This is a genomic window from Coleofasciculus sp. A1-SPW-01 (genome assembly GCF_040217205.1).
In the GTDB taxonomy this organism is placed as follows: Bacteria; Cyanobacteriota; Cyanobacteriia; order Cyanobacteriales; family Coleofasciculaceae; genus Coleofasciculus; species Coleofasciculus chthonoplastes_A.
Genome location: NZ_JAVJNP010000212.1, coordinates 1 through 23,510 on the forward strand (window position 1 = coordinate 1; position 23,510 = coordinate 23,510).

Sequence of the window (23,510 nt, forward strand, 5' to 3'; positions counted from 1 at the left end):
TGCATTTAAATTGGGTATTAGTAGCGAGCAAGATGCAAAGCCTGCGGCATGGCTTCGCTAAAGCCTGCGGCATGGCTTCGCTAAACGCACTACAAGGCTTTCGCCATTATTGACATTAAGGTTTAAATGCCGAACAGCTTAATACCAAATCCGCCTTTGTTACCCCCTTTATCCATTGGTGGCTATTCCCCACACCCGACACCCCTTCTCTAGAACTCAAGTGTTGCTGGCTTAACCAGGTAGTATCTTGTTGGATAATCGTTATTTTATTTATGAAGTCGTCGGTTTGCGTCAGAGTGCAGCTACCGACACCCTCAACTACCCCATTCGTCGGAGTAGTTCTGTCTTTATCAGAGTTCCGTACAGCCGCATGAACCAAACGATGCGGCGAATTTCCCAATTAGGTGGCAAGATTGTCAGCATACGAAGCTTAACTCCTAACACAGAGGCTCAGAGTTCCTTCGCTTGGTGGGTAGAAATTGTCACTGCTGAACCTGCGGTCACTTACTACTTTGGACCCTTTGATAGTCCAGAAGAAGCCGCGTCTTATGAAGCAGGTTACATTGAGGATTTAGAACAAGAGGGCGCTCAAGGGATCGCCGTGACGGTTAAATGGTGCAAACCCGACAATTTAACAATTTTTTAAGCTCTCTGAGTCAGATCGCGTCAATTTTGACTAGAATCACGGTGATATTGTCCCGTCCGCCTTTGTCTTTGGCGGCAGCAATTAGGTTAGCCGTTATTTCTTCGCCATCCCCATTGGACTGGAGATGGGACGCGATCGCGGTGTCTGAGAGTTCCTCCGTCAGTCCGTCGGTACAAAGGAGCAGGAAATCTCCTGACTGAATCTCCATGGACTCGACATCAACTGATTTTAAATCTTGGCGACCTAGACATTGAGACAACACATGACGCCAGGGATGCGTTCGCGCCTGTTCTGGAGTCAGATCCCCAGCTTTCATGGCGCGTGCTACCCAGGTATGGTCATCCGTCATTTGTTCGAGTTTTAATTGTCGCCATCGATATAGGCGAGAATCACCCACATGAGCCAGCCAAGGCTGACCTTTACGGAAGATGACCACGACAGCCGTCGTGCCCATATCTGCCCGTTCGGGATGATTTTTTTGATCCTCTAAGATTGCCTGATTAGCATCGTAGAGGGCTTGTTCCAGTAACCTTTCCGAAGGGACTGACTCTAGCCATTGCCGCTCTAAACGTGCCTGAATGACCTCTGTAGCCAGTTGGCTGGCTTCCTGTCCCCCAGCATGACCGCCCATGCCGTCGGCGACAATGAAAAAGCGTCCCTTCGGATCGATGTAGTAATAGTCCTGGTTTACGGTACGAATTAAGCCCGGGTCAGTTAGACCCGTAAAGCGACATTTCATAAAGTTTGTGCTGGCGTCAATAACCTTATGGGAGTTATAACATGCGATCGTATCGGTCGAGCCTTCGGAGTAAACGAATTAGGGCAAAAGCGATCGCGGCGGCGACTAACGCCACAACTAATGCCAGCCCGACTTGACCATTAACAAATAAGATCGTAGCTGACAATGTGAATGCACTGAGTAGTAACGCATAGTTTGTTCCTATCTGAATGCTACTCATGCGGCGCAAGATCCGATCCGACTCGATAGAACGAACCCGTAGACGTATATCTCCCCGTTCTAATTTTTCAATCGTATCCTCAATCCGCCGAGGTAATCCCAACGCCGTACTACTCACTTGAGCCGCTTGGCGTCCCAATTCATTCAAGAATGTATTACCCTCAGGGCTATTACCGTTAGTCATGATTTGCAGAGCAAAAGGTTTTGCTACTTCCATAAAGTTAAATTCTGGGTCTAAGCCCTTGCCCACTCCTTCCAAGGTGGAAAAGGCTCGCATCACAAACGTGAAGGTTGCCGGAAAGCGAAAGGGTTGACCATAGGCAATTTCATAGAGATCGTCGCTAATTTCACTCACCGACTGTTGTTCAAAGGGCTTATCCATAAAGTGATCCAGCATATACTGGATCGAACGCCGCACCGGACCCATATCATCAACCGGAGACAAGGCACCTAATGCGACTAGAGACTCAACCACTCGACTGGCATCTTTTTGGGCAACGCCAAAGAGCGTCTGCATCAACCCTTCCCTGACATTTGCCTTAATCCGCCCCATCATGCCGAAATCATAAAAGATCAATGAGCCTTCCGGACTAACCGCAATATTACCGGGATGGGGATCGGCATGGAAAAAACCGTCATTGAGCAACTGCTGTAGGTAAGCTTTTGCCCCTAGTTGAGCCAAAAGTTTCCGATCTAATCCAGCGGCTTCTAATGCCTCGTAGTGACTAATCTTAATTCCTGGAGCATACTCTAGGGTTAAGACTCGATTTGAGGTATAGCGCCAATAGACACGAGGAACTTTTACCCAATCGTAGGTGCGGAAATTGCGGCGGAAGGTATCGGCATTGCGACCTTCACTAAGATAATCAATCTCTTCCCAAAGAATGCGACAGCATTCTTCATAAATGCCCATCCAGTCTCGACCTCGACCCCAATCGGGGTGATTTTGGAAGTAACGGGCAATCCCCTTGAGAATTTGTAGGTCTATCGTAAACAGTTTCCGCAAGCCCGGTCGTTGTACCTTGACCACAACCTCTTCTCCACTCTGGAGTTGAGCTTTGTGGACTTGTCCTAAACTGGCTGCTGCTAGAGGAATCGGATCAAAATTGTCAAAGAGTTCACTTACAGATTTCCCTAAATCTTTCTTGACAATTGCCTCGACTTGATCATAGTTAAAAGCCGGAACGCGATCCTGTAGTTTAGACAGTTCCTCTACATATTCACCAGGGAATAAGTCAGACCGAGTTGAAAATAGCTGTCCCACCTTGATGAAGGTTGGACCTAACTCTAAGAACGTATCTCGAATCCAGATTGCCTGTGTCTTACGACGAGCCGCCTGTTTTGCATCGGTCATGCCCCCTGGATAGCTCCAAGGTTTGCCGTTGAGCCACAACTGGAAGAGGAGGGTTAAAACAAATGTCCAAATATCGACAAATCGTCGATGTCGGGAATAGTTTTCCCGATTCCAACGATATGCCTTGTCTTGGTTTATCCCTCTTAGGGAACGTTGGCTAGACACCTGGCGTTCCTTATATTGTTTGAGGTTGACATAGTTATCAGAAACAGCAGACACCTAGATTCCTGAATGATGGTCTCCTCTTAATCTTAATAAAAATTCAAAATCTTTGAAAGCTAAGCACACCCTAAGCGAGTATCTGTAATACCAAATCTGGGGTGACTACCCCCTTTTTGGTAGAGACAAGGCAGATGGCTCCAAGGCATATAGCTCCAAGGCTTCAAGGAAAAAGTACCCTAGGGATAGAGGAGATTCCAGAAGCGGATTGGGAAAAGCTGTAATGAGTGAAGGGAAAAGGGAAATACCTCCAGTATCACTCAAATCAAGTCACTGATTGATTGCGATAGAGCTGTAGCTCAGTCCGCAAGCGAGCAATTTCAGCTCGTAACTCGTCAATAGTAGCTTGTAGATCAACGGATTGAGAACCAGTCGAAACAGTAGTACTAGAAGAGCGATCGCCCATGGCGATTTCCATTTCCTGTTGCGCCCTTTCCATGACTTGCTCAGTAAACTGTTGCAAATGCTCTCGCTGTTCAGCATCAAATTTGCCAAGTTCGCTAAGAGCATTCGTTAAGGAGTCTTCTACGCGATCGCCCAGAGTTTGAGCTAGCGATCGTCCGACAAAAAAGGCATGAATGACTGGATTGCTCATGGGGAATATGGTTTGGGTCTTCTTGACACTCACCTGGTTAAAACGTCGGGTGATTCTTAGGCTGATCTTGCCTTAGTTCATCCGCTCAACAAGTTGAGTGTCTTCCCCTTGGTCTTACAGAGCATTCCTGAGTCTTTCAACTCACTCCTTAAGCTTAAATTCCCGTGTGTCCCACGGTATTTCAATGCCTTCACAGGTCTTATATGATTCAAATGTATCGAGATTTCTCGAATTCTCGCTTTAACGTTTCTTACTTTACAAGATTTAGGATTTCTGCTACCAGGGTTCCGGACACTAAGAAATCACAATCCGCTAGACCAACTTCGCTTTTCATAAGCGCTTTACCGCTGTCATTAGCATAACACTTAATTGGTGGTGTTATGAGAAAAATATACTCGCAACTCAAGTTGCTAGGCTAAACGCCGAGCTCGGTTTCATCCCTCGGATAAATCGCGAGTGAGCCTGCACCATCGCTTATCCTGTAGCAAATTATAACGTTTAACTGAATGCTGGGTGATAGGGTAGATAGGGGAGATGAGGGAGATGGAGGAAATTATGTAGGGGCGGGTTTCACTGCTATCTTTTCGGTCACACCCAGATGTAACTCGCGCCCGCCCCGACTTGACCAATGACCAATGACCAAAGGACAAAGGACAAAGGACTAATGACCAATGACCAATAACCAATCAAAGTTGCGATTCGGAAACGGGCCAATCGCTACGGGGGGGAAAGGTTTGTTGAGTATGCAAAATTGTTGATCCAGGTTCACCGGGTTGGTTGAGTCGTACCGCACAGCCGAATCCAATCCCGGCTGACGCAGCGATCGCGCCTGTCATAAATAAAGCTTGTAATGGGATTGAGGCTTTTGTTCTAGCTGTTTTGAGTCTTGTTCCTTCCCGGCGCTCTAGTACAGGGTTTTGAGTGTTGCTCCTTCCCTTCGCTCTAGGACAGGATTTGGAATGTTGACCCTTTGTCACCTTCGAGGGTAGAGTTTTGAGTTTTGGGGACTTTCGAGGGTATGGTTTTGAGTGGGGCTGGGTTTTGACGGGCTGAGGGATTATGGGTTCAGGAATAGCAACAGACTCTTGCAGGGGAAGCTGCTTTAGCCAAGTGTCTATCGTTTGGGGACGATTGTTAGGGATGAGTTCTAAACCAGATTTTACGGCTTGTTGAATGGGGGAGCTTAAGTTAGACGAGGCTGGCTGAGAGGATGAGGGAAATAGGCGATCCTTTTCCTTGGCTAACAAAGCTTGTCTGACGGGTGCAGGTAAGGGAGGAGAGCCTGTGAGTAGGCAGTAAAATGTGGCAGTTAAGGCATAGATATCCGTTTGCGGCGTTGCTGTAGGGGTTAAGGTATTCTCTTCTGGAGGAGCGTAGCCAGCAGAGAGGAAGCTGGCGTAGGTTTGTTGGACGCCTGGGGTGAACTCATAGAGCATCCCCACCTCACATAACACAACGCGATCGCTATCCTGACGCCGAATAATGTTTTTGGGTTGGATATCTCGGTGTAGTAACTCGACTTGGTGTAGAACCTTTACCGCATCACTGATTTGACGGATATAGTTGATCGCCTCCGCCTCTGGCAAGGAACCCGCTTGCAGAACGTCTGCCAATGTCTGTCCAGGGATATATTCCATCACCAGGTAGGGATATCCCGTGTCCTCAAAATAGTCGAGGACGCGAACCAGATGAGGATGTTGGCAATAGTTCAAGCGTTTGGCAATGTCTAAAAATTCCTGCTTGAATTGATTAACATTGGGATGCTGGCGCAGCGCTTCCCCTATGGTTTTAATCACAACCGATTGACCTGACTCAGTATCGGTTGCTTTGTAGGTAAGACTGAAAACACCCGCACCCAGTTGGTTACTGAGAACGTATTTCCCTTGGTTTAAAGTCCGTTCTGCCTTCAAGTTCATAAAAATTCACTCCCCACAAGCACAAATAATGCTATAGCCTAGATGGAGTATATCCAAATTGTGCCAACACTCAACACTCAACATTTACGTCGAACGAGGATAATGCTGCTCTAAAAATGCTTGGGCATCTGCCTCATCCTGAATCACGCCATCCAAGGTTGCGGTTAACAGAGCATCCAGCATTTCTTTATAGTGTGGTCCTGGCTTATAACCCAAACGTTTGAGATCATTCCCATTGAGAGGCGCTTGCACGGTTGCCAAGTTCGTGAAATAGTGCCACAACTTGCGCCGAATTGCCCGAGAACTGTGTACGGCAATCAAAACCAATGTGGGTAATTTATACTGACGTAGCAGCAAAACGACTTCACTGGGACGCTGACATTGGGGTAGAGACTCCACTACTTCGGTTTGGGCTTGTCCGAGATGCTGCAGTCGCTCAATACTATCAATAGGCAGTTGTAAATTTTCTGCCACCTTGCCCCGTTCTTGAGGCTCTAAATGAGCAATTAACACCTCAAGACGCATCTGCCAATGTTTTAGGGTTTGATCCGGATCAAACCGTCGTAACCAACGGTCAATTAGACGAACCCGCCACCATAACAATGGGTCAAGCTTTAAGCTGGGATGAAGACAGCGTAATGCTCCGAGTGAGCCGATGAGTTGGAATGCCCGTTGCCAATAGGGAGCTTCTAGAATGTACTTTAATTCAGCTTTCAAGCGGGTTTCTAGAGCAGGCGCTCGCGTATTTGCTCCTAGCGATCGCTCATAAACACCACTCTCTAACGCATACTGGATATAGTCTTGGGTTTGGGGTTCCAGTTCAAAGCCTAAGCGCACGGCAAACCGCACCGCTCGATAAATGCGGGTGGGATCTTCGATAAAACTATTGGCGTGCAAGACGCGAATTTGACGCGATCGCAAATCCAACATCCCACCAAAAAAATCCAGTAGGGGCAACGCCTCACCTCGCCTCCCCGTCAGTCGGGCTGCCATAGCGTTAATCGTAAAGTCTCGCCGATAAAGATCCTGGCGAATAGAACTGGCTTCCACTTCTGGATTCGCCGCTGGATAGGGATAAAACTCAGTTCGAGCCGTGGCAATATCAATCCACAGGGAATCCAGCACCGGGTCATTATGCCACAACAATGCTGCCGTTTGAAACGCCCCATGAACATCTAAGCGAGCATTCGGGTAACGTTCGCGTAAGGCTTTCGCCAAAGTTACACCTGCACCCACATCAGCCGCCCGATGAAACCCATCAACCACCAAATCCACGTCTTCTAGGAGCAAAGGTTGGCTCTCATCCGCCAGCAATACGTCACGAACGGCTCCCCCCACTAAATAGAGATGCCAACCCCGTTCCTGGGCTTCCTGGGCGGCTTGAGTGAGCAATTGCCACAGGGCAGGAGCAAGGCGTTCCCGCATATTTAACAGGCGGGATGAGGGATAGGTCATCTGGATAGGGCAAGTCTCTCCCCAGCGCTCTTGATCTTGGCGCACTTGTCGCAGCACATCGGTACGAGTGACAATCCCGACTAACTGCCCATTCTCTAACACGGGTAAGCGTCCAATATCATAAGTCACCATCAGCGACTCAATTTCGGGTAGTGAGGTTTGGGGGGTAATGGTTTTCAGGTTTCGGGTCATATACCCTTTAACTGGGGCATGACCTAAACCGTGATGCAGCGCCAGATCAATATCTCGCCGTGAAATAATCCCAATTAACTGGTCATGTTCATCAACCACAGACAGTCCAGAATGCCCATAACGCAGCAAAATCCGCTGTGCTTCGCCAACGGTTGTATCGGGGCGAATAGTTCGCACCGGGGAAGACATTAACTCTAGGGCGCTTAGGGGTTGGGGAATTTGCTCCTTGAATTGATCAACGAGTTGGGGCAAAACCTCTGGGGGATTGTCATGGCGTAGGGTGACGGCGGCGGCTTGAGAATGCCCCCCTCCACCTAGGGGTTGTAAGAGCGCATTTAAATTCGTGCCAGGAATTCGCGATCGCCCGATTATCGTCAGACGGGATGATTTTGATTGTTGATTGTTGGATTCACTCACATCTTCCCCAGCTTCCCTGCTCCCAGACGTGCCATGGCACGTCTCTACATCTCCCCCATACTCCGCCGCCAGCAATAGGGCGTCGCTTTCCGTCAGGTCAACTAATCGTGAGGCTAAACTTGAGAGTCCCGGTACATAGTCTTGAGTTTTCAGGAACACCCAAGACAGGGTATTACCTTGATAATTTTCAGATTGTAACTGCTCTAGGGCTGTGGTGAGCAATTGTTGCAACTGCGGCGAAAGTCCTGGATCAACATAGTCGGCAATCTGGCGGATATTTGCCCCTTGTGCCATTACCCAAGCCAGAGCCATGGCATCCCGTGGAGTAGTTTGGTCAAAGGTTAAGGAACCTGTATCCACATGGATACCGAGTGCCATCACTGTGGCTTCGGCGGTGGTTAATTGGATTGACGTTTGTTGTAATTGCTCGACGATGAGCGTTGTGGTGGCACCCACGGGTTCAACCTGTCGGAATGTGGCAGGAATATCACTGTCAGTGTCGCCGTGATGGTCGTAAAGTTCAATGGCAGTAAGATAAGGCAAGTCGAACCATTGAGCAGCTTTCCCTAAGCGATCGCGCTTTTGGGTATCCACCACGACAAGAGAATGAATTTGGTCTACTTTAACCGAACGTCGTTCAATCAAAGCATACTCATCTCGATGCAGTGCCAAAAAATCCCGAACCGCCGGGTGAGCGCCCCCTGTTAGGACAAGTTTGGCTCCTGTTTTCAGGCGTGTCAGCCCGACGGCTGCTCCTAGGGCATCAAAGTCGCTAATCGTGTGACACAGGATTAAGTCCATGGTTTGTCATTCGTCATTTGTCATTTGTCATTCGTCATTTGTTTGCTCCCTCTGCTTCCCCTGCTCCCTCTGCTCCCCCTGCTTCCTCATCTCCCTTGTTGCTGATTTTCAGTTTTTTCAAAAAAGCGGGTCAATTTTTGGTAGCTTACTAATCAGAAGGATTTAACGTCTTGAAAGGCACAACAGGAAATGTCTATCTTATTTCAAATATCACTGGCAGCTTTGGTTATTTTGTCATTCGTCATGGTGGTGGGTGTCCCTGTCGCCTATGCTACCCCCCAAAACTGGGAGCAATCAAAAAACTTGATTTGGCTAGGTTCAGGGCTTTGGCTGGCTCTGGTTATTGTGGTTGGCATCCTGAACTATTTTGTGGTAGCCTGACCTTCTCCCCGGCTGAATGATTGAATTCAGACGGGGCTTCTCCACCAACAGACAGATGCTCATGACGCAAGAGGGCAAAGATAGCCATGGCAGTTTTTGAGGGAAATTTCACATCAGCCAGCTCCCTGCGCTTGGCAATTATCATCGGTCGATTTAATGATCTCGTGACAGAGAAACTATTAGCCGGGTGTCAAGATTGCCTGAAACGCCACGGTGTTGATCCCAATCCTCATGGCTCCCAAGTTGATTATATTTGGGTTCCCGGTAGTTTTGAAGTCCCTCTCATGGCTCGTCAAGCTGCCCTTAGCCATCGCTATGATGCGGTGATTTGCTTGGGCGCTGTCATTCGCGGTCAAACCCCCCATTTTGATTATGTGGCGGCTGAAGTCTCTAAGGGCATTGCCGCCGCTAGCTTTCAAACTGGAATCCCTGTCGTCTTTGGGGTTCTAACGGCTGATACGATGCAGCAAGCCTTAGAACGAGCAGGAATCAAGAGTAATAAGGGTTGGGAATATGCCATGAGTGCCTTAGAAATGGCGAGTTTAATGCAGCAGTTCAAGGGGCAAAATGGCTCAACCTCTTATAATGCTTATGATCCGGCAGGAACTCCTCAGTCCTTGCCTGTTTCATCAGGGCGGTCTCTTCCTTCAGAGTCAGCTTCAGAATACAATGAGTCTGGGAATTCATGATCTACTCAGACTCTACCTCTCCCTGTTGCAGGTCATGTCTTGGAACAGGAGAGTCATGGCAACTCAACAAATCACTTGACAAAGCTCGATTATTCTGAGACACTATATAAAGCAAAATAAATGCGGGTATAGCTCAGTGGTAGAGCGTCACCTTGCCAAGGTGAATGTCGCGCGTTCGAATCGCGTTACCCGCTTAGTTGAAAAGCGAAGTTGTAATGACCTCGCTTTTTCTTATATACAGTTTGTCTATGCAGGGCTGGTTACCCAAAATTGGTCAAGGGAAAAGAAAGCGCTAATATGAGAGCATGAGCGTCTCCCAGAAAGCCTCTAGTGGAGAATTGATGGGGATAAGTTTAAGTTATAGTGAATCACGATGCAGCCTGATTATGTCATCAGGAACATTCAATCATCAACGTAATCTTGGTTTTGAATAGCGCTTGTGCCACCTCAGAAAGCTCAAAAGATAGATTTAAGTAAGGAATATCCCTGCCCTTGTCGGCGGCGGGGGTGTTTAGTGCCGATTACCCTGACAGAAGCCTTTGGCTGTAATCGCTGTCAGCAGATTTTCGTTCTTGAAGAAAATGGGCTTATAATCGAGCAATTATCGACGACTTATCCCTACAAAAAAACGTGGCGTTGGACAGGTCATCGCTGGGCGAGTACCCAAGGGAATCTTGGGGAAAGCTATCTACCTGTAGCCCTCTTAATTGTGCTGGTTTTGCTGATTGTCTGGTTACCCCTAGCGCTGCAATCTCCAACCGGTCCTTCTATAATTCTTTGGGCGTTACTGGCAGTGATTTTAGCGGTGTTGCCAGCGCTTATGGTGTGGTTAGCTTATCGGCGTTCGTAAATGATGGATATGGAAGCCTCTGATCCTACGCCTCAGTCCAACCCTGTGATTGCCAGAGCATATCGGGCATCTGTGGTTTTGGCAACCACAAAAGGAGTTGAGCGATCGCGTGGCGTTCAAGCGATGGTAAAAGCCTTGCAAAATGCGTTTGATGATATCTTGGATGCCAATACCATGGACTTGGAAGCCAGTCGAGAAATGGCAGTTCCTGAGTTGGTATTAGATTGGCTGAAGCTGACGCCAGAACGACTCCAGATTGCGATTGGGATTTTGCAGCGGATTGGGGAATTATCTGATCCGATTCGTCGGGTGATGAATGCGTCTTATCAACTTGACCATTCTCAAACCTATTGTCAAATGATGCCGTTGGGCGTGATTGCCTTAATTTATGAGGCGTTCCCAGAGTTAGGTGCGATCGCGGCGGGTTTTTGTATTAAAACCGGAAATAGTTTGATATTAAAAGGAAGTAGCGAAGCCAGTCAATCCAATCAAGTCATTGCCGAAGCGTTACAGAACGCCTTGGACGAGGCGGGTTTACCCTCAGGTTGTTTGGAATTGTTCCCTTCCGAACAGGGGGCTTCTATGCGAGATTTAGTCACACGGGATGACTATTTAAACTTGGTGATTCCTTACGGACGCCCGACGCTAGTGCAGCAAGTTTTGCAACAAGCAACGGTACCCGTTTTAAGATCAGCAATGGGGAACTGCTATCTCTACTGGTCTGAATCAGGGACTTGGGATGGGGTGCGATCGATTATTTTAGATAGCCACGCTAGTATCCCTGATCCAGTGAATGCGATCGAAAAAGTCTTGATCCATCGTAATCAAAAGCCATCCTCGTTAATGAATCTCTGTAAGAGTTTGAGCGACAAGGGCTTCAAACTCAAAGCCGATGCCGAGTTAGTGGCAAAGTTTCCCGATCAATTAACTTTAGCGTCTGAATCAGAATGGAGTCAACCGTATTTAGATAAGGTTGTTGCCTTTAAATTAGTCGATAGCACCGAAGACGCGATCGCGTGGATTAATCAATACAGTAGCCGCCACGCTGACTGCTTAGTTACTGAGTCTTATCTGGAAAGTCGCCAATTTTCTCTCAAAGTTGATAGTGCTTCGGTTTATCTCAATTCCTCACCGCGATTTTCCCGCAATCCCAAACGTGGGGACTCGGTGTTTCTGGGGATGTCCAATCAGAAAGGGTATCGTCGCGGGATGATTACGTTGGAGACGTTAACCACACTGAAACAAGTGGTTCAGGGGAATGGGCAGTTTTAGTTATTTGTCATTTGTCATTTGTCATTCGTCATACTCGCTTCGCTAGAAGCAAGCTACTGGCGTGGCACAGCTTATTTGGTGGATTAGCATTGTAGGGGCGCACCGACGTGCATCAGTGTCAACTTAAGCTCAACCCCTCACCCCCAGCCCCTCTCCCACGACCTATCCCTTATACGCATCTTTCTTAACAATCCTGAAAGCCTTGTTTAACAAGGCTTTCAAATTCAATTCATTCCACTAAACTTGACAAATTACCACAAACTACTCTTGACAAAGACCGAGTTTTATTGAGAATGGGCTATGTAGGAATAGGGGTTGGAGAGCGCTATAGCGATCGCTCTCGCTAATGTTAAGAAAGATGTGGGTAATGCATAGTGGGGGAGAGGGGTTGAGCTTAAGTTGACACGGATGACCGACGTGCGCCCAATTCCAAACCGACGTGCGCCCAGAAAATCGGAAAAATCTATCAGATTTGTTTTGTCGTGAGGGAACCTGAGCCAACTCCAGCTATGCGTTTAAGCACTAAAGTGCTTACTACAAACTTGCTTCCTGCCTTCTTCTAAGGATTGCGTCGCCGAAATTCAGCAGGGGTTAAACGGAGGGGTTGTTCCGGGCTCCAAATGCCATATCCCATAATCCTGGCGTATTCCTGAGCGCGGATTAGGCGTTCATTATATTTATTATTAGGCGATCGCGGTGTCGCTAAAACATATCCTTCTTTAATCAGTTGCTCATTGAGCATGACTCCATCATGCCAAACGTAGGCTAACCAACGACCAAAACTGTCTTTGGTTTGCACATCAGGTTCTAAGAAAACCGATTGGAGTACCAGTTGTTGACCCCTGGTTTCACCGATAAGTTGTTCAATCCGAGTTTTGGCTGCGTTTCCCCAAGGCTGTTGTCTCAAGTCGGGTGCTTCTATACCAATTAACCGCACCCGAACAATTAAGGCGGGTTGTTGAGTGGTATCTAATACCTCGATGGTTTGTCCACTGACGACTTGTTGGACTTGTACAGGGATACCAGGAGTAACTTGTTTAGATTGACATCCTCCCAGGAAAAGGAGAAAGCTACAGCTAATTAGGAGGGCGATAAGGCGGCTGGGATAAGCTGTATTGCTGTTAAAGTTAGCTGTGTGGTGTTTTGATCCCCCCCAGCCCCCCTTAAAAAGGGGGGAGTAACTGAAATAGAGGGAGCGACTGTGCGGTTTAATCCTCATCTAAGGGTAATCCAAACCGAATTTTGCCTTTACCAAAATAGCGCCCAAACTGGAGTTCGTAGACTTCATCTTCATCCTGGGTTTCGACTTCTATGTCAGAACGGGGATACCCCACACATAAAAGTGCATACCCTTTTTCGCGCAGCGCTGGCGAGAGTCCCATGGCTTCCGGTTGATAGATGTCACCGGAGAGGACACGCACCGCACAGGTGGTGCAAGCGCCATTGCGACAAGAAAATGGGAGTTGTACGCCTTGGTCTTCTGCGGCTTGGAGAATGTAGCGATCGCTTGGGACTTCTAGAGTGTGCTTGGTATTGGTTTGGCGATGGTGAATGGTAATTTTATAGAATCGAGTCATCCCTTTCGTGTATAATTACAGATTGTGTGCTAAGTTTGATACTGTTAAGTCTCGCACACATCATAATAAACCCCCTGGAGAGGTGGCCGAGCGGTTTAAGGCGCAGCACTGGAAATGCTGTTTAGGGGAAACTCTAACGAGGGTTCGAATCCCTCCCTCTCCGTTGACAAGACGGTTGAATCATTCTAAGCCTGACGTGTCGGGTGTAACCGGAACAGTTCGAGGTCTTTGAGTGGCGATGCGGATAGAAAGCAAGTAAAGCCCCCCCGCGATCAGCACAGCAAAGATTAGTAGCAGGACTCTCACCCAGGTCTTTTGATGCCAATTTTTCGGCTCTGGCTCATGCATTAGTTTTTTGCCACCCCTGATTGGCGTATTGCTTCAAATAAACTAATTGTAGCGAGACAGGTGAATCATCCCCCCACAGGGGATGCTACCCTAAGGGTAACTGGCGAGTCTCAATTCCTAACCTCGGAAGAGACCCAGTGAATGTTCCATCAATTGATAGGATAGTCTTGTGGTTGCCACTCCTGAAAAAGTCCAATCAATACCCACATCTAACCCAGAAGGCGGCGATCGCGTTGCCGTTTTACTCATGGGTTACGGGGAAGTCGAAAGTTACGAAGATTTTGCCAACTATAACGAGCAAGCCTTAAACTTATTAACCGCTAAGTTTGCGCCTGTACCCACCTGGGTGTATCCCCCCTTAGCCAAACTGTTAGCCGTTTTTGATTTCCATGAGTGGGGACATCAGCACAACAATTTCATCTCCCCCCACAACCAAATTTTTGAGCAGCAACGAGCCGGAATTGAACAACACCTGCAAGAAAAATGGGGCGATCGCGTCCAAGTCTTTAAGGCGTTTAACTTCTGCGCTCCGTTTTTACCGGAACAAGTGCTGGAGCAGATTAAAGCCCAAGGCTTTGATAAACTGCTAATTTATCCCCTCCTCGTCGTTGATTCTATCTTCACCAGTGGCATTGCTGTCGAACAGGTGAATAATGCCTTAGTCAAGTTGACGGAGGGCGATGAACATTGGCTCAAAGGACAACGGTATATCCCTTCCTTTTACAACGAACCCGCCTACATTGACTTGATGGCGCAGATGGTAGAGGAAAAAATTGCGGCTGATTTAGCCTCTGCTTACTTACCCTCTCAAATTGGCATTGTTCTGATGAACCATGGTTGTCCCCATGAGGCAAAGGGATTTACCTCCGGCATCATGGAAAGTGAGGCATTGTATGAACGGGTACGGGAAAAGCTAATTAATAAGTATCCCTTAATTTCAGTCGGCTGGCTGAATCACCAAACCCCTCTGATTAAGTGGACACAACCCAATACTGAGTTAGCCGCGCAGAATCTGATTGATTTAGGGGCAAAAGCGATCGTATTTATGCCGATTGGCTTTGCCACAGAAAATCATGAAACCTTGCTGGATGTTCATCACATTATTCACGCTTTAGAGCATCGTAACTCTGATGTGACCTATGTACAGATGCCTTGTGTCAATGATCATCCTGACTTTTTAGCCATGGTGGCAGATTGGGCAAATCCTCAGATTGAAGCGCTTTTAGCCGAAACTGCGATCGCGGTTAATCCGGAATCAGCTTCCAGTCATCATCATCATCACCATCATCATCACTAAACCTAAATCCCCGACTTCTTGAACAAGTCGGGGATCTAATTAGGGCTTACTGCACTCGTTAGTCATAATTGGTATTAAATCACTCTATCGTTTACATTTATAGCCGTTATATTTGTCCGAAAACTAACCCCAAAACCCCGTTTTTGCTAGGCTGTATTTTAATTTCCAGACATAATATCTTCCAATACAGATACGCGATCTATAAGTCGATCAAAGTCCCCCTTCAGATCCCCCTTCCGTCCCCCTTAAAAAGGGGGAAACCAAAGGATGCTTCGCTTTTATTGCACGGGGATTTAGGGGGATCGACAATGTACCGCATAGCAGAGGAAACTGCTATATCTGCGTCCGTCCTGGACAAATCAACCCCGGCAACGTAGACTTACATTGTTGTATAGCAGTAGACACATCGATTAGGACTTTCGGCACCATTGTTCCAGACGCGCCATGGCGCGTCTCTACATAAATGATGTGTCCTAACCGCCATGGCGGTTGCTATAAAACTAAATTTTCACTGGACTTATCAGGATTGATCCAAGATATGGAAGATTGGACTCAAGGCTACGTTTCCGATGTCAGCTATGACTACAGTTTTTTTCCAGAGCTAGCACCCATTAACATTGCTTTCAACCTTCTAGATAGTCGGTTTGTCCCCCCATCGATTGAGAACATTACCTACTGTGAGTTAGGTTGTGGTCAGGGTTTCACAACTAATGTCATGGCGGCTGCTAACCCACAGAGTCAATTTTGGGGCATCGATTTTAATCCAACTCATGCCGCAGAAGCCCAGCGTCTGGCTGACGCTGCCAATCTCAAGAATATTCATTTTTCTGATCAGAGTTTTGCCGAATTTCTCGCCGCAGATACGCCTAAATTTGATTTCATTACTTTACATGGTGTGTACTCCTGGATTAGCGATGAAAATCGACGTACACTTGTTGACTTACTCCGCCAAAAATTGAAGTTTGGCGGTGCTGTTTATGTCAGCTATAATACTTTACCCGGTTGGTCAGCCGTAATGCCACTCAGGGAACTCATGGTTCAATATGTAGGTAGCACTCATGATTCAAGTATTCAGAAAGTCGAAAAAGGACTAGCATTTGCCGAGCAGCTTCAAACCCTTAAAGCCAGATATTTCCAGGAAAATCCTGTAGTGCAGCATAGTTTAGCAGAGATGCAGGATGATTCTCGAAATTATCTAGCTCATGAATATTTTAATGGTAATTGGCGACCTCTATACCATTTTGAAGTCACAAAGCAACTGGCTGAAGCCAAGCTCACTTTTGCTACCTCAGCAGATATTGATGATCAATTTCATGATTTCAAGCTAGATCAAGCTCAGTTAAATCTATTGGCAGAGACGACAGATATAACGCTGCGCCAAACGATTCGAGACTTTTTGTTTAACACCCGATTTCGTCGAGATATTTATGTTAAAGGACTAATTAAGTTACCAAGCTTAGAACAAGTTGAACTCCTCAGTAATTTTAGATTCGCTCTGATTGTTGATCCAGAAGATATTGAATATGAAATTGACTTGGTTGGTCGTCCGATTAAACTGGATGAAAAAATTTATCAGCCTCTGATTGCGGCATTAGCAGAGCGTCCTCAGACGCTCAGGGAACTGATGAAGCAACCTTATTTAACTAAGCTAGATTTTGCCTCCATTCTGCAAGCCCTCAAAATATTGATAACCAACTATAGTGCCGTTCCTGCCTTGCCAGAGGAGGGAGAAGAAGAACGGAAAGAATCTGTTACCCGATTTAATACGGCTGTCCTGAAACGAGCTAGATTTGGAGCTGATACTCAAATTCTTGCCTCACCAACGACCGGAAGTGGCATTGATGTCAGTCGTTCTGAACAACTTTTGTTACTCGCTTCTATGCGTCAGGGAGATCCGGTTCAATTTATTTGGAATATTCTGCAAGTTCAAGGTGAAAGACTGATCAAAGATGGCAAACCGTTGGAAACTTCAGAGGCAAATCAGATTGAGTTAAAAGAGCAGATTGAACAATTTGAAAAGACCAGTTTACCCTTACTCAAGCGTTTAGGATTGGTCTAACGGTGATATTTAGCTATACTGAGTCAAATTCCTTAATTACTACAGGAGCTAGTTCAAATTAATGAGCCAGAAATCCTCGCAATTTAAATTCCTTCGCTGTTTAGTTTTGTCTGTTGGGCTTGTTGCTAGCCCGACTAGCGTAATCGCTCAAATCGCCATGTTACAAGGCAATGAGCTGACTGATGTGCCAAACACCGATTTGGGTGTAGATCCAGTCGAAGTTGAGGATATACGCCCCAGCGATCGCACAGTTCCTGAATCAAGAGAACTGACTTTTCAATTTCTTACACCCCAGAATGCTGACTTAACCGATACAGGTACAGGTACAGCCATCACCGCTAATCCTGACAACGAAAGGGACACCGTTATTTTCCAAGGCAATATTGACCAGGAGCAAATCAGTCAAAATAAGAAATCGAAGAAAGCCGGGAAGAAGTCGAAAAAAGCCGGGAAGAAATCCAAAGTCGGTAAGAAATCTAAAGTCAGCAATAAATTTAAAAAGGGTAAGAAGTTCAAGAAATACTGTAGTCTCTTCTTTGAAAGGACTGTTACCAGGGGTTCAGAGTTCACAGCCACGGGTAATTTCAGTTCTGCTACGTTGATCCAAGTTTTTGACAATGAAGCCGCCTATCTGTCCGGAGCTTCAGCACTACAAACGATTGAATATTCAACGGCTTCTACAGACGCTGTCTCAGTAGGCGATCAAATTGGTAGCCTGACTGTCAAGACAACTCAGACTAATCAACTCACATTTCAATATCTTTCTACAACCGATACTGACTATACAGACGTTGTTATTACCCAAACCAAAAAAGGATATGGTGGTGTTTCTGGCATTGTTGATGCAGATGGCGAATCTTACATCGTCGTATCTAACGGTACACGTGGGAAGAAGTGCAAGAAGTTCAAACGCATCAGAACCTGTAAAAAGGGAGCTAAAAAGGGAGCTAAATTCTCTGTTCAAGGGAATATTTCGGCTGGGGGCAACTTTATCGAACCCATTGATTGTAGTTCTGACACACTCGTCCAAATTTTTAATGATGCGCCCGAGTTCATATTTCCTGATGTCCGTAAGAGCTACTGGGCTAGTCGTTTTATCTATCGGCTATCCTCTCTCAACATAATACAAGGCTTTCCGGATAGAGACTTCCTACCTGAGACTGGCATAACCCAGGCACAGTTTGCCGCAATTGTTAGTAAGGCGTTCAACGTTCCTCGAGTCAGACCAGTGACTGTTGTGCAAAGTATTCCCAGAGATTTTTGGGCTCATGGTGATCTGCAAACTGCTTATTCAATGGGCTTCGTTGACATCACCCGCAGTAATTTCAATGTAAATCAACGCCTCACGAAGCTAAATGTGTTGACTTCAATTGCCAAAGGATTGGGATACACTCAAGTAACGTCTGGCAGAAGCGTTGACGAGATCCTGAGTGTGTTTAGCGATGCCAATACCATCCCGGCTAGCGATCGCGTTTACATTGCAGCCTTAGTTGAAAAAGGCATCTTGGTGAACTACCCTAACGTCCGTACCCTGAATCTCAACCAAGTCATTTCACGCGCCGAAACCTGTGCTATCGTGCATCAAGCCCTAGTCGGTCTTGGACAACTTGAGGGCATTAGCTCCAACTATATCGCTCAGTAGTGGACTGACACAGCTAAAATTGTGGAATAGATTGGGTTCGTAGAGAGGGAACTTTAGCCCTCTCTAGCTATGCGAAGCGAGAACTAAAGTTCTCACGACAAACAAAGAGTGCTATAGGGCAACTTGATCTGTCTTATTTCTTCAATTCCCAAAACCATACCGATGTCTAATTTCTCAATTCAGGTTTATAAAAATATCAGCTCAAATAAACCACCAGAAATTAGTTTACCTGTCAATCTACCCCAATCAGATTTAGTTAATCCAGTCTTAATCAAAACGGCAAAAGAGTTATTTGCAAAAAATGGTGTTCTTGTGATTAAAAATCTCTTTGCCAAAGACTTTATTGCTGAACTAAACCAGTCATTTTCCGAGCAATACAACACCTATTTTGAAGACAAGGATCATCCAGATGCCTTAGGGGTCGGCGTTAAGCGGAAAATGATCACAGTCAATTTTCAGTATCCCTTTAATCATCCCAACCTATACGGGAATCCCTTGTTGATGTACTTGATGCAAGGTTTACTAGGAAAGGATTTTATTCTCGGTAGTTTTGGAGCAGTGATTGCCCTTCCTGGTGCTGAACAACAACATATTCACCAAGATCATCCAGCACTATTTGAAGATGAGGCTTTAGATCTTAAACTGCCTAGTTTTGCGATTACCGTTGTGGTTCCTCTGATAGATTTGACACCAGCTACCGGATCTACCCAGGTTTGGAAAGGTAGTCATCGTCTCTCTCAATCAGAAGAATTAGAAAAGAGAAATTCATCCGTTCCCTTTGTCTCCACCGGATCTTGTTACTTGATGGATTATCAACTATGGCATGGGGGAACACCCAATATTTCTAACCAGGTGCGACCGATTCTATATATTGTCTACTATCGCTCTTGGTTTCAAGAGACGGTTAATTACGAAAAGCAAACCCGCGTCTCTATTACCCAACGGGAGTATCAAAAAATCCCTGAAATATATAAGTTTCTATTTGTTAGAGTCCAGGAACTTTTCCAATTCAGTCAACCCACTCACCTAGATAAAAATTATCACCCCCCATCAAACGATCAGAGTCAAGACTATACCCCGGTCAATCCATTAACCGCATCTGAGCAAGTTAACAGGCTGAGTAAAGTTGCCAAACAGTCTCTGACTCAATATGGGGTTGAGCCGACAGCACTTAAATTGATCTCCCATGGGGAAAACACAGTTTTTGCTGTTGATACACCCAATTTATCTATCACTAAACAAAAGAGCGTAGGTAAAGCCCACCGTAGGTATCGCTATTCATCGTCTCGCTTTGCTTTAAGAGTTCACCGAGCCAATTATCTGCCCATTGATGCGATTGATTCAGAATTACGCTGGCTACAATTCCTGAGTCAGGAAGCACAATTACCTGTCCCGGAGCCAATACCCACATTAAATGACAAACTATGTACGTTGAGTGAGGCTCAAGGAGTCCCCGAACCTCGCGTTTGCTCGTTGACTCGATGGTTAAATGGCAGTTCCCTTTCATCTGAGGATACTAGCCAAGAGTCACAACTCCTACAACTTGAGTCTGTGGGTCGTCTTTTAGGTCAATTGCATGACCACGCCGAGCATTGGTCTATACCAGAAAACTTTACTAGACCACGTTGGGATTGGAATGGATTATTCGGAGACATGGCTGGCTATAGTAACGATGGGGCTAAGGTTTGGGATTTAACTCCCCAGCCTTACCGAAATCTATTTGAAAGCGTTAGCCAACAATTTAAAGAAACAATCGCATTGCTCACAGAAGATCGCAGCCAGTTTGGTCTGATTCATGGTGATTTTTGGTCAGGAAATATTCTGATTGATCAGCAGGAAATGAGGATTATTGACTTTGCTGATTGTGGTTTTGGCTATTGGGTTTACGATCTAGCTCGCTTCTTGAACGACTATATATATGAGCGAGACTTCTCCCTGTATTTAGACAAGCTCTTACATGGCTATAACCAGATTAGACCTTTTCCCCAAGCACAGTTACCTCACCTGAAAACGTTTATTATCGCTCAATATGCTGCCTATGGACTCTGGCAAATCAATCGAGCGCAAGATCATCCCTCTTTCCGGGCTAGGTTAGAGCAAGAACTACAAGAAACCGCTGAAGTAATTGAGTGGCTTATGGTTGTGAATTGATGGAAGTAGCTGTGTCGTATGTAGCTTTTTCCTGCACCTCCCATCGAAACAGCCGGGGAAGCTGTGCCAAGTCTAAGAAATAGTTACCTGTCCAAACAACAATTTCGACCATTAACAGAATCCGCACCCACGTCAATTGGCTATCAGAACTCAAGATAGTGAGTCCTTCATATAATTGCCAGAGGCGATAAGGCAGGTATAAGTAGGGAACCATTACCCAAACAACCGATTGAAACTGTTTTAATGTGATTATCTCCGATAAAATTTGTAATCCTAGCATCAAAAAATAGGAGGCAAGTACAGTTAACACGGTAGAATGGTTCCACCAGACGCCCCAGAGAAGCATAACGACTAGGGGAACCAAGACTCCGATAACCTGAACTGTACCAAACCAAATTTTAAACCATCCGGGCAAGGGTTCAGGAATAGTAAATGGTTTCGCCTTCCGCCACGCCCAGCCGACAATTGCAGTAAATCCAGTGGCAACAATAAAGAAACCGAGGTTCTCTAAAATTAGGTATAAATTTGTATTGACAGAAGTCATATAATTGTGTTCTGTAATCGGTTAATTGTCAGGTAAATCGCGTTTGAAACAATGGATTGATGATCTGTCATTTTCTCATAGGTTCTCCCAGTTCCGGTAAGTCTACCCTAGCTGCCAAACTAACTCAACTCGAACCCAAAGCCGTGATTGTGTCCACAGACGCGATCCGGGCGCAGTTATTTGGGGATGAGAACATCCAAGGGGATTGGTCATTGATTGAAACGCAAGTATTACAGCAAATTCATCGATCCATTGCCGATGGAAACCCGGTGATTTACGATGCAACCAATGCCAAACCCGAATGGCGGCGATCGCTTTTGCCCAAGATATCCGGTGAAACCGTGCGCTGGATAGCCTGGTATCTCACCACTCCCCTAGAAACCTGCAAAGTTTGGAACCGACAGCGCCAGCGCCAAGTTCCTGATCAGGTGATTGAGGATTTTTATCGCGCATTACGAGATCATCCGCCTCAAACCAACGAGGGATTTTTAGCGGTGAATTCGGTCAATCTAGCGGATACAGAATCGGATATCTGGCAAATGTTCAACCAATCAATCGGTAGAGACGCGCCATGGCGCGTCTCTACTTGTAATCTTAAAGATAGGCAGGATTGAAGGGATTCATCGATTAGGATGACTGACGAACATAAGGCTGACGTACCATCGGCTGATTCTCAGCAGGTGCAAAAACCAACGGAAGGGACACCCTCAGAGTCGGTTGATAACTCCTGGACGAACCGCATGGCTGGACTCTGGACTACAGCCAGCGATCGCTTGCAGAAACTCCTTCCCACCGAACAAGTTACACAAACGGTGATTGACTGGTTTAGTGTTAATGAGGCGCAAGTCGCTGAGATTTTGGCGTCGGTACGCAAAGAACTCCCCACAACCCAAGCGCTGCTGATTGGCAAGCCTCAATCAGGGAAAAGTTCCATTGTGCGGGGATTGACTGGGGTTTCAGCGGAGATTGTGGGTCAGGGATTTCGTCCCCATACGCAATATACTGAGCGTTATGCTTATCCGTCGAATGACCTACCGTTGCTGATTTTTACCGATACTGTGGGTTTGGGTGATGTTAACCAAGAAACGCCGATAATTATTCAGGAATTGGCAGGTGAATTGGAACAGGATACTCATCGTGCCAGAATCCTGATTTTGACGGTGAAAATTAATGACTTTGCCACGGATACGCTGCGACAGGTGGCTGAACAGTTACAAGAGAAATATCCAGAGATTCCCTGTTTGCTGGCTGTAACTTGTTTACATGAACTTTATCCGGCTGATGTCGTTGATCATCCTGCTTATCCGCCAGACTATGAAGAGTTGAATCGCGCCTTTGAGGGGATTCAGCAGGCTTTTAAGGGACTTTATAATCGGGCGGTTATGATTGATTTTACCCTAGAAGAAGATGAATATAATCCTGTATTTTATGGCTTAGAGGCACTCAGCGACGCCTTAGCCGAGTTGTTACCGGAAGCCGAATCCAGGGCAATTTCGCAATTATTGGAAGAAAAAGACGCGGGTCAGCAACTGGGGAATCTCTATCGGGATGTCGGGCGACGTTATATTTTAGCCTTTTCGATTATGGCAGCAACCTTGGCGGCGGTACCGTTACCTTTTGCCACAATGCCCGTTTTAACTGCGCTACAAGTTTCGCTGGTTGGGTTGTTGGGGAAATTATATGGACAAACGCTGACGCCTTCCCAAGCTGGGGGAGTCGTGAGTGCGATCGCGGGGGGTTTTGTGGCGCAAGCTGTGGGACGAGAATTAATCAAATTTTTACCCGGTTTAGGGAGTGCGATCGCGGCGTCTTGGGCGGCGGCTTATACCTGGGCGTTGGGTGAGGGGGCTTGTGTTTATTTTGGGGATTTAATGGGCGGGAAAAAACCCGATCCCCAGAAGATTCAATCGGTGATGCAAGAAGCATTTCAGTCGGCGAAAGAACGGTTTAAGGGTATAAAGTAAACCTGAAAAACAGCCCGGAGTTCAAACTCCGGGCTAATAGCCCAAGTCCATTAAAATGGACTAAAATTCTTATCCAGTCGTCTTCAACTTTAGCTTTCAGCCTTGGGTTTAAACTCAAGGCGGTTGGTGAGACTGTGGTCAAAGTATAGCAACCGCCATAGCGGTTAAGCTGTCATGCATTTA

The 23,510-nt window shown here is 46.4% G+C and carries 20 protein-coding genes and 2 tRNA genes; 13 read left to right on the plus strand and 9 right to left on the minus strand.

What is annotated here, in order from left to right; translation table 11 throughout:
• Window positions 1-250: 250 nt before the first annotated feature.
• Window positions 251-646 (plus strand): DUF1816 domain-containing protein, encoded by a 396-nt coding sequence (locus RH949_RS30475; RefSeq protein WP_157453223.1) that lies wholly within the window; start codon window positions 251-253, stop codon window positions 644-646.
• 10 nt (window positions 647-656) lie between these two features.
• Here RH949_RS30475 and RH949_RS30480 read toward each other — a convergent pair whose 3' ends face one another.
• The 5 genes from RH949_RS30480 to RH949_RS30500 all read right to left on the minus strand — a co-directional run bounded on the left by RH949_RS30480 (window position 657) and on the right by RH949_RS30500 (window position 8,553).
• Complete coding sequence (locus RH949_RS30480) at window positions 657-1,385, minus strand: Stp1/IreP family PP2C-type Ser/Thr phosphatase (RefSeq protein ID WP_446358472.1); 729 nt, start codon at window positions 1,383-1,385, stop codon at window positions 657-659.
• 34 nt (window positions 1,386-1,419) lie between these two features.
• On the minus strand, window positions 1,420-3,123 hold the full coding sequence (locus RH949_RS30485) for an ABC1 kinase family protein (protein WP_446358647.1): 1,704 nt from the start codon (window positions 3,121-3,123) through the stop codon (window positions 1,420-1,422).
• A gap of 319 nt (window positions 3,124-3,442) precedes the next feature.
• The gene (locus tag RH949_RS30490; RefSeq protein WP_044208147.1) at window positions 3,443-3,772 is read right to left on the minus strand and encodes a DUF6825 family protein; all 330 of its coding nucleotides are present in this window, start codon (window positions 3,770-3,772) and stop codon (window positions 3,443-3,445) included.
• A 686-nt stretch (window positions 3,773-4,458) separates the two neighbouring features.
• On the minus strand, window positions 4,459-5,688 hold the full coding sequence (locus RH949_RS30495; protein ID WP_446358474.1) for a serine/threonine protein kinase: 1,230 nt from the start codon (window positions 5,686-5,688) through the stop codon (window positions 4,459-4,461).
• An 84-nt stretch (window positions 5,689-5,772) separates the two neighbouring features.
• A complete protein-coding gene (locus tag RH949_RS30500) occupies window positions 5,773-8,553 on the minus strand; it encodes a CBS domain-containing protein (protein ID WP_446358476.1) in 2,781 nt (926 codons plus the stop codon).
• A 189-nt stretch (window positions 8,554-8,742) separates the two neighbouring features.
• On the opposite strand from RH949_RS30500, the gene psbZ reads away from it, so the two are divergent.
• The 5 genes from psbZ (at window position 8,743) to RH949_RS30525 (ending at window position 11,745) form a co-directional block, all read left to right on the plus strand.
• On the plus strand, window positions 8,743-8,934 hold the full coding sequence (gene psbZ, locus RH949_RS30505; RefSeq protein WP_006102213.1) for a photosystem II reaction center protein PsbZ: 192 nt from the start codon (window positions 8,743-8,745) through the stop codon (window positions 8,932-8,934).
• An 86-nt stretch (window positions 8,935-9,020) separates the two neighbouring features.
• Complete coding sequence (ribH, locus tag RH949_RS30510; protein WP_044208144.1) at window positions 9,021-9,623, plus strand: 6,7-dimethyl-8-ribityllumazine synthase; 603 nt, start codon at window positions 9,021-9,023, stop codon at window positions 9,621-9,623.
• Between the two features lie 122 nt (window positions 9,624-9,745).
• Window positions 9,746-9,817, plus strand: a tRNA-Gly gene (locus RH949_RS30515).
• 245 nt (window positions 9,818-10,062) lie between these two features.
• Entirely contained in the window at window positions 10,063-10,473 is a 411-nt protein-coding gene (locus RH949_RS30520; protein WP_006102156.1) for a hypothetical protein, read from the plus strand.
• Window positions 10,474-10,482: 9 nt separating this feature from the next.
• Window positions 10,483-11,745 carry a glutamate-5-semialdehyde dehydrogenase gene (locus RH949_RS30525; RefSeq protein ID WP_446358649.1) on the plus strand — a complete coding sequence of 421 codons (1,263 nt, stop codon included), beginning with the start codon at window positions 10,483-10,485 and terminating at the stop codon, window positions 11,743-11,745.
• Window positions 11,746-12,304: 559 nt separating this feature from the next.
• On the opposite strand, the gene RH949_RS30530 is transcribed toward RH949_RS30525, so the two are convergent.
• Together RH949_RS30530 and RH949_RS30535 are read right to left on the minus strand one after the other, a co-directional pair.
• Window positions 12,305-12,964 (minus strand): thermonuclease family protein, encoded by a 660-nt coding sequence (locus RH949_RS30530; protein ID WP_446358479.1) that lies wholly within the window; start codon window positions 12,962-12,964, stop codon window positions 12,305-12,307.
• Window positions 12,954-13,322, minus strand: coding sequence for a 2Fe-2S iron-sulfur cluster-binding protein (locus RH949_RS30535; protein WP_446358481.1), 369 nt, complete (start codon window positions 13,320-13,322; stop codon window positions 12,954-12,956). Before RH949_RS30535 ends, RH949_RS30530 begins: the two co-directional genes overlap by 11 nt.
• A gap of 76 nt (window positions 13,323-13,398) precedes the next feature.
• Here RH949_RS30535 and RH949_RS30540 point away from each other — a divergent pair.
• Window positions 13,399-13,485, plus strand: a tRNA-Ser gene (locus RH949_RS30540).
• Window positions 13,486-13,502: 17 nt separating this feature from the next.
• Here the strand turns inward: RH949_RS30540 and RH949_RS30545 are convergent.
• Window positions 13,503-13,670 carry a hypothetical protein gene (locus tag RH949_RS30545; RefSeq protein ID WP_446358483.1) on the minus strand — a complete coding sequence of 56 codons (168 nt, stop codon included), beginning with the start codon at window positions 13,668-13,670 and terminating at the stop codon, window positions 13,503-13,505.
• A 169-nt stretch (window positions 13,671-13,839) separates the two neighbouring features.
• Between RH949_RS30545 and RH949_RS30550 the strand changes: the two genes are divergently transcribed.
• From RH949_RS30550 to RH949_RS30565, 4 genes are all read left to right on the plus strand, one after another.
• The gene (locus RH949_RS30550; RefSeq protein ID WP_446358485.1) at window positions 13,840-14,967 is read left to right on the plus strand and encodes a ferrochelatase; all 1,128 of its coding nucleotides are present in this window, start codon (window positions 13,840-13,842) and stop codon (window positions 14,965-14,967) included.
• Between the two features lie 463 nt (window positions 14,968-15,430).
• Window positions 15,431-17,026 (plus strand): class I SAM-dependent methyltransferase, encoded by a 1,596-nt coding sequence (locus RH949_RS30555; RefSeq protein ID WP_446358487.1) that lies wholly within the window; start codon window positions 15,431-15,433, stop codon window positions 17,024-17,026.
• A gap of 157 nt (window positions 17,027-17,183) precedes the next feature.
• Window positions 17,184-18,668, plus strand: coding sequence for an S-layer homology domain-containing protein (locus RH949_RS30560; protein WP_446358489.1), 1,485 nt, complete (start codon window positions 17,184-17,186; stop codon window positions 18,666-18,668).
• Between the two features lie 162 nt (window positions 18,669-18,830).
• Window positions 18,831-20,819, plus strand: a complete 1,989-nt coding sequence (locus tag RH949_RS30565) for a phosphotransferase (RefSeq protein WP_446358491.1) — start codon at window positions 18,831-18,833, stop codon at window positions 20,817-20,819.
• On the opposite strand, the gene RH949_RS30570 is transcribed toward RH949_RS30565, so the two are convergent.
• Window positions 20,803-21,363 carry a hypothetical protein gene (locus RH949_RS30570; protein ID WP_446358493.1) on the minus strand — a complete coding sequence of 187 codons (561 nt, stop codon included), beginning with the start codon at window positions 21,361-21,363 and terminating at the stop codon, window positions 20,803-20,805. The two genes, RH949_RS30565 and RH949_RS30570, sit on opposite strands and share 17 nt — an antisense overlap.
• A 59-nt stretch (window positions 21,364-21,422) precedes the next feature.
• On the opposite strand from RH949_RS30570, the gene RH949_RS30575 reads away from it, so the two are divergent.
• Together RH949_RS30575 and RH949_RS30580 are read left to right on the plus strand one after the other, a co-directional pair.
• A complete protein-coding gene (locus RH949_RS30575) occupies window positions 21,423-21,977 on the plus strand; it encodes an AAA family ATPase (protein WP_446358495.1) in 555 nt (184 codons plus the stop codon).
• A gap of 18 nt (window positions 21,978-21,995) precedes the next feature.
• The gene (locus tag RH949_RS30580) at window positions 21,996-23,327 is read left to right on the plus strand and encodes a GTPase family protein (RefSeq protein ID WP_006102161.1); all 1,332 of its coding nucleotides are present in this window, start codon (window positions 21,996-21,998) and stop codon (window positions 23,325-23,327) included.
• Window positions 23,328-23,510: the final 183 nt, after the last annotated feature.

Bases quoted from the DNA above. Each gene is read 5' to 3' on its own strand.
- RH949_RS30535 (WP_446358481.1), bottom strand. From the start codon at position 13,322: ATGACTCGATTCTATAAAATTACCATTCACCATCGCCAAACCAATACC.
- RH949_RS30480 (WP_446358472.1), bottom strand. From the start codon at position 1,385: ATGAAATGTCGCTTTACGGGTCTAACTGACCCGGGCTTAATTCGTACC.
- RH949_RS30580 (WP_006102161.1), top strand. From the start codon at position 21,996: ATGACTGACGAACATAAGGCTGACGTACCATCGGCTGATTCTCAGCAG.
- RH949_RS30555 (WP_446358487.1), top strand. From the start codon at position 15,431: ATGATGTGTCCTAACCGCCATGGCGGTTGCTATAAAACTAAATTTTCA.
- RH949_RS30530 (WP_446358479.1), bottom strand. From the start codon at position 12,964: ATGAGGATTAAACCGCACAGTCGCTCCCTCTATTTCAGTTACTCCCCC.
- RH949_RS30575 (WP_446358495.1), top strand. From the start codon at position 21,423: ATGATCTGTCATTTTCTCATAGGTTCTCCCAGTTCCGGTAAGTCTACC.
- RH949_RS30560 (WP_446358489.1), top strand. From the start codon at position 17,184: ATGTTACAAGGCAATGAGCTGACTGATGTGCCAAACACCGATTTGGGT.
- RH949_RS30490 (WP_044208147.1), bottom strand. From the start codon at position 3,772: ATGAGCAATCCAGTCATTCATGCCTTTTTTGTCGGACGATCGCTAGCT.
- psbZ (WP_006102213.1), top strand. From the start codon at position 8,743: ATGTCTATCTTATTTCAAATATCACTGGCAGCTTTGGTTATTTTGTCA.
- RH949_RS30565 (WP_446358491.1), top strand. From the start codon at position 18,831: ATGTCTAATTTCTCAATTCAGGTTTATAAAAATATCAGCTCAAATAAA.
- ribH (WP_044208144.1), top strand. From the start codon at position 9,021: ATGGCAGTTTTTGAGGGAAATTTCACATCAGCCAGCTCCCTGCGCTTG.
- RH949_RS30500 (WP_446358476.1), bottom strand. From the start codon at position 8,553: ATGGACTTAATCCTGTGTCACACGATTAGCGACTTTGATGCCCTAGGA.
- RH949_RS30545 (WP_446358483.1), bottom strand. From the start codon at position 13,670: ATGCATGAGCCAGAGCCGAAAAATTGGCATCAAAAGACCTGGGTGAGA.
- RH949_RS30570 (WP_446358493.1), bottom strand. From the start codon at position 21,363: ATGACTTCTGTCAATACAAATTTATACCTAATTTTAGAGAACCTCGGT.
- RH949_RS30525 (WP_446358649.1), top strand. From the start codon at position 10,483: ATGGAAGCCTCTGATCCTACGCCTCAGTCCAACCCTGTGATTGCCAGA.
- RH949_RS30495 (WP_446358474.1), bottom strand. From the start codon at position 5,688: ATGAACTTGAAGGCAGAACGGACTTTAAACCAAGGGAAATACGTTCTC.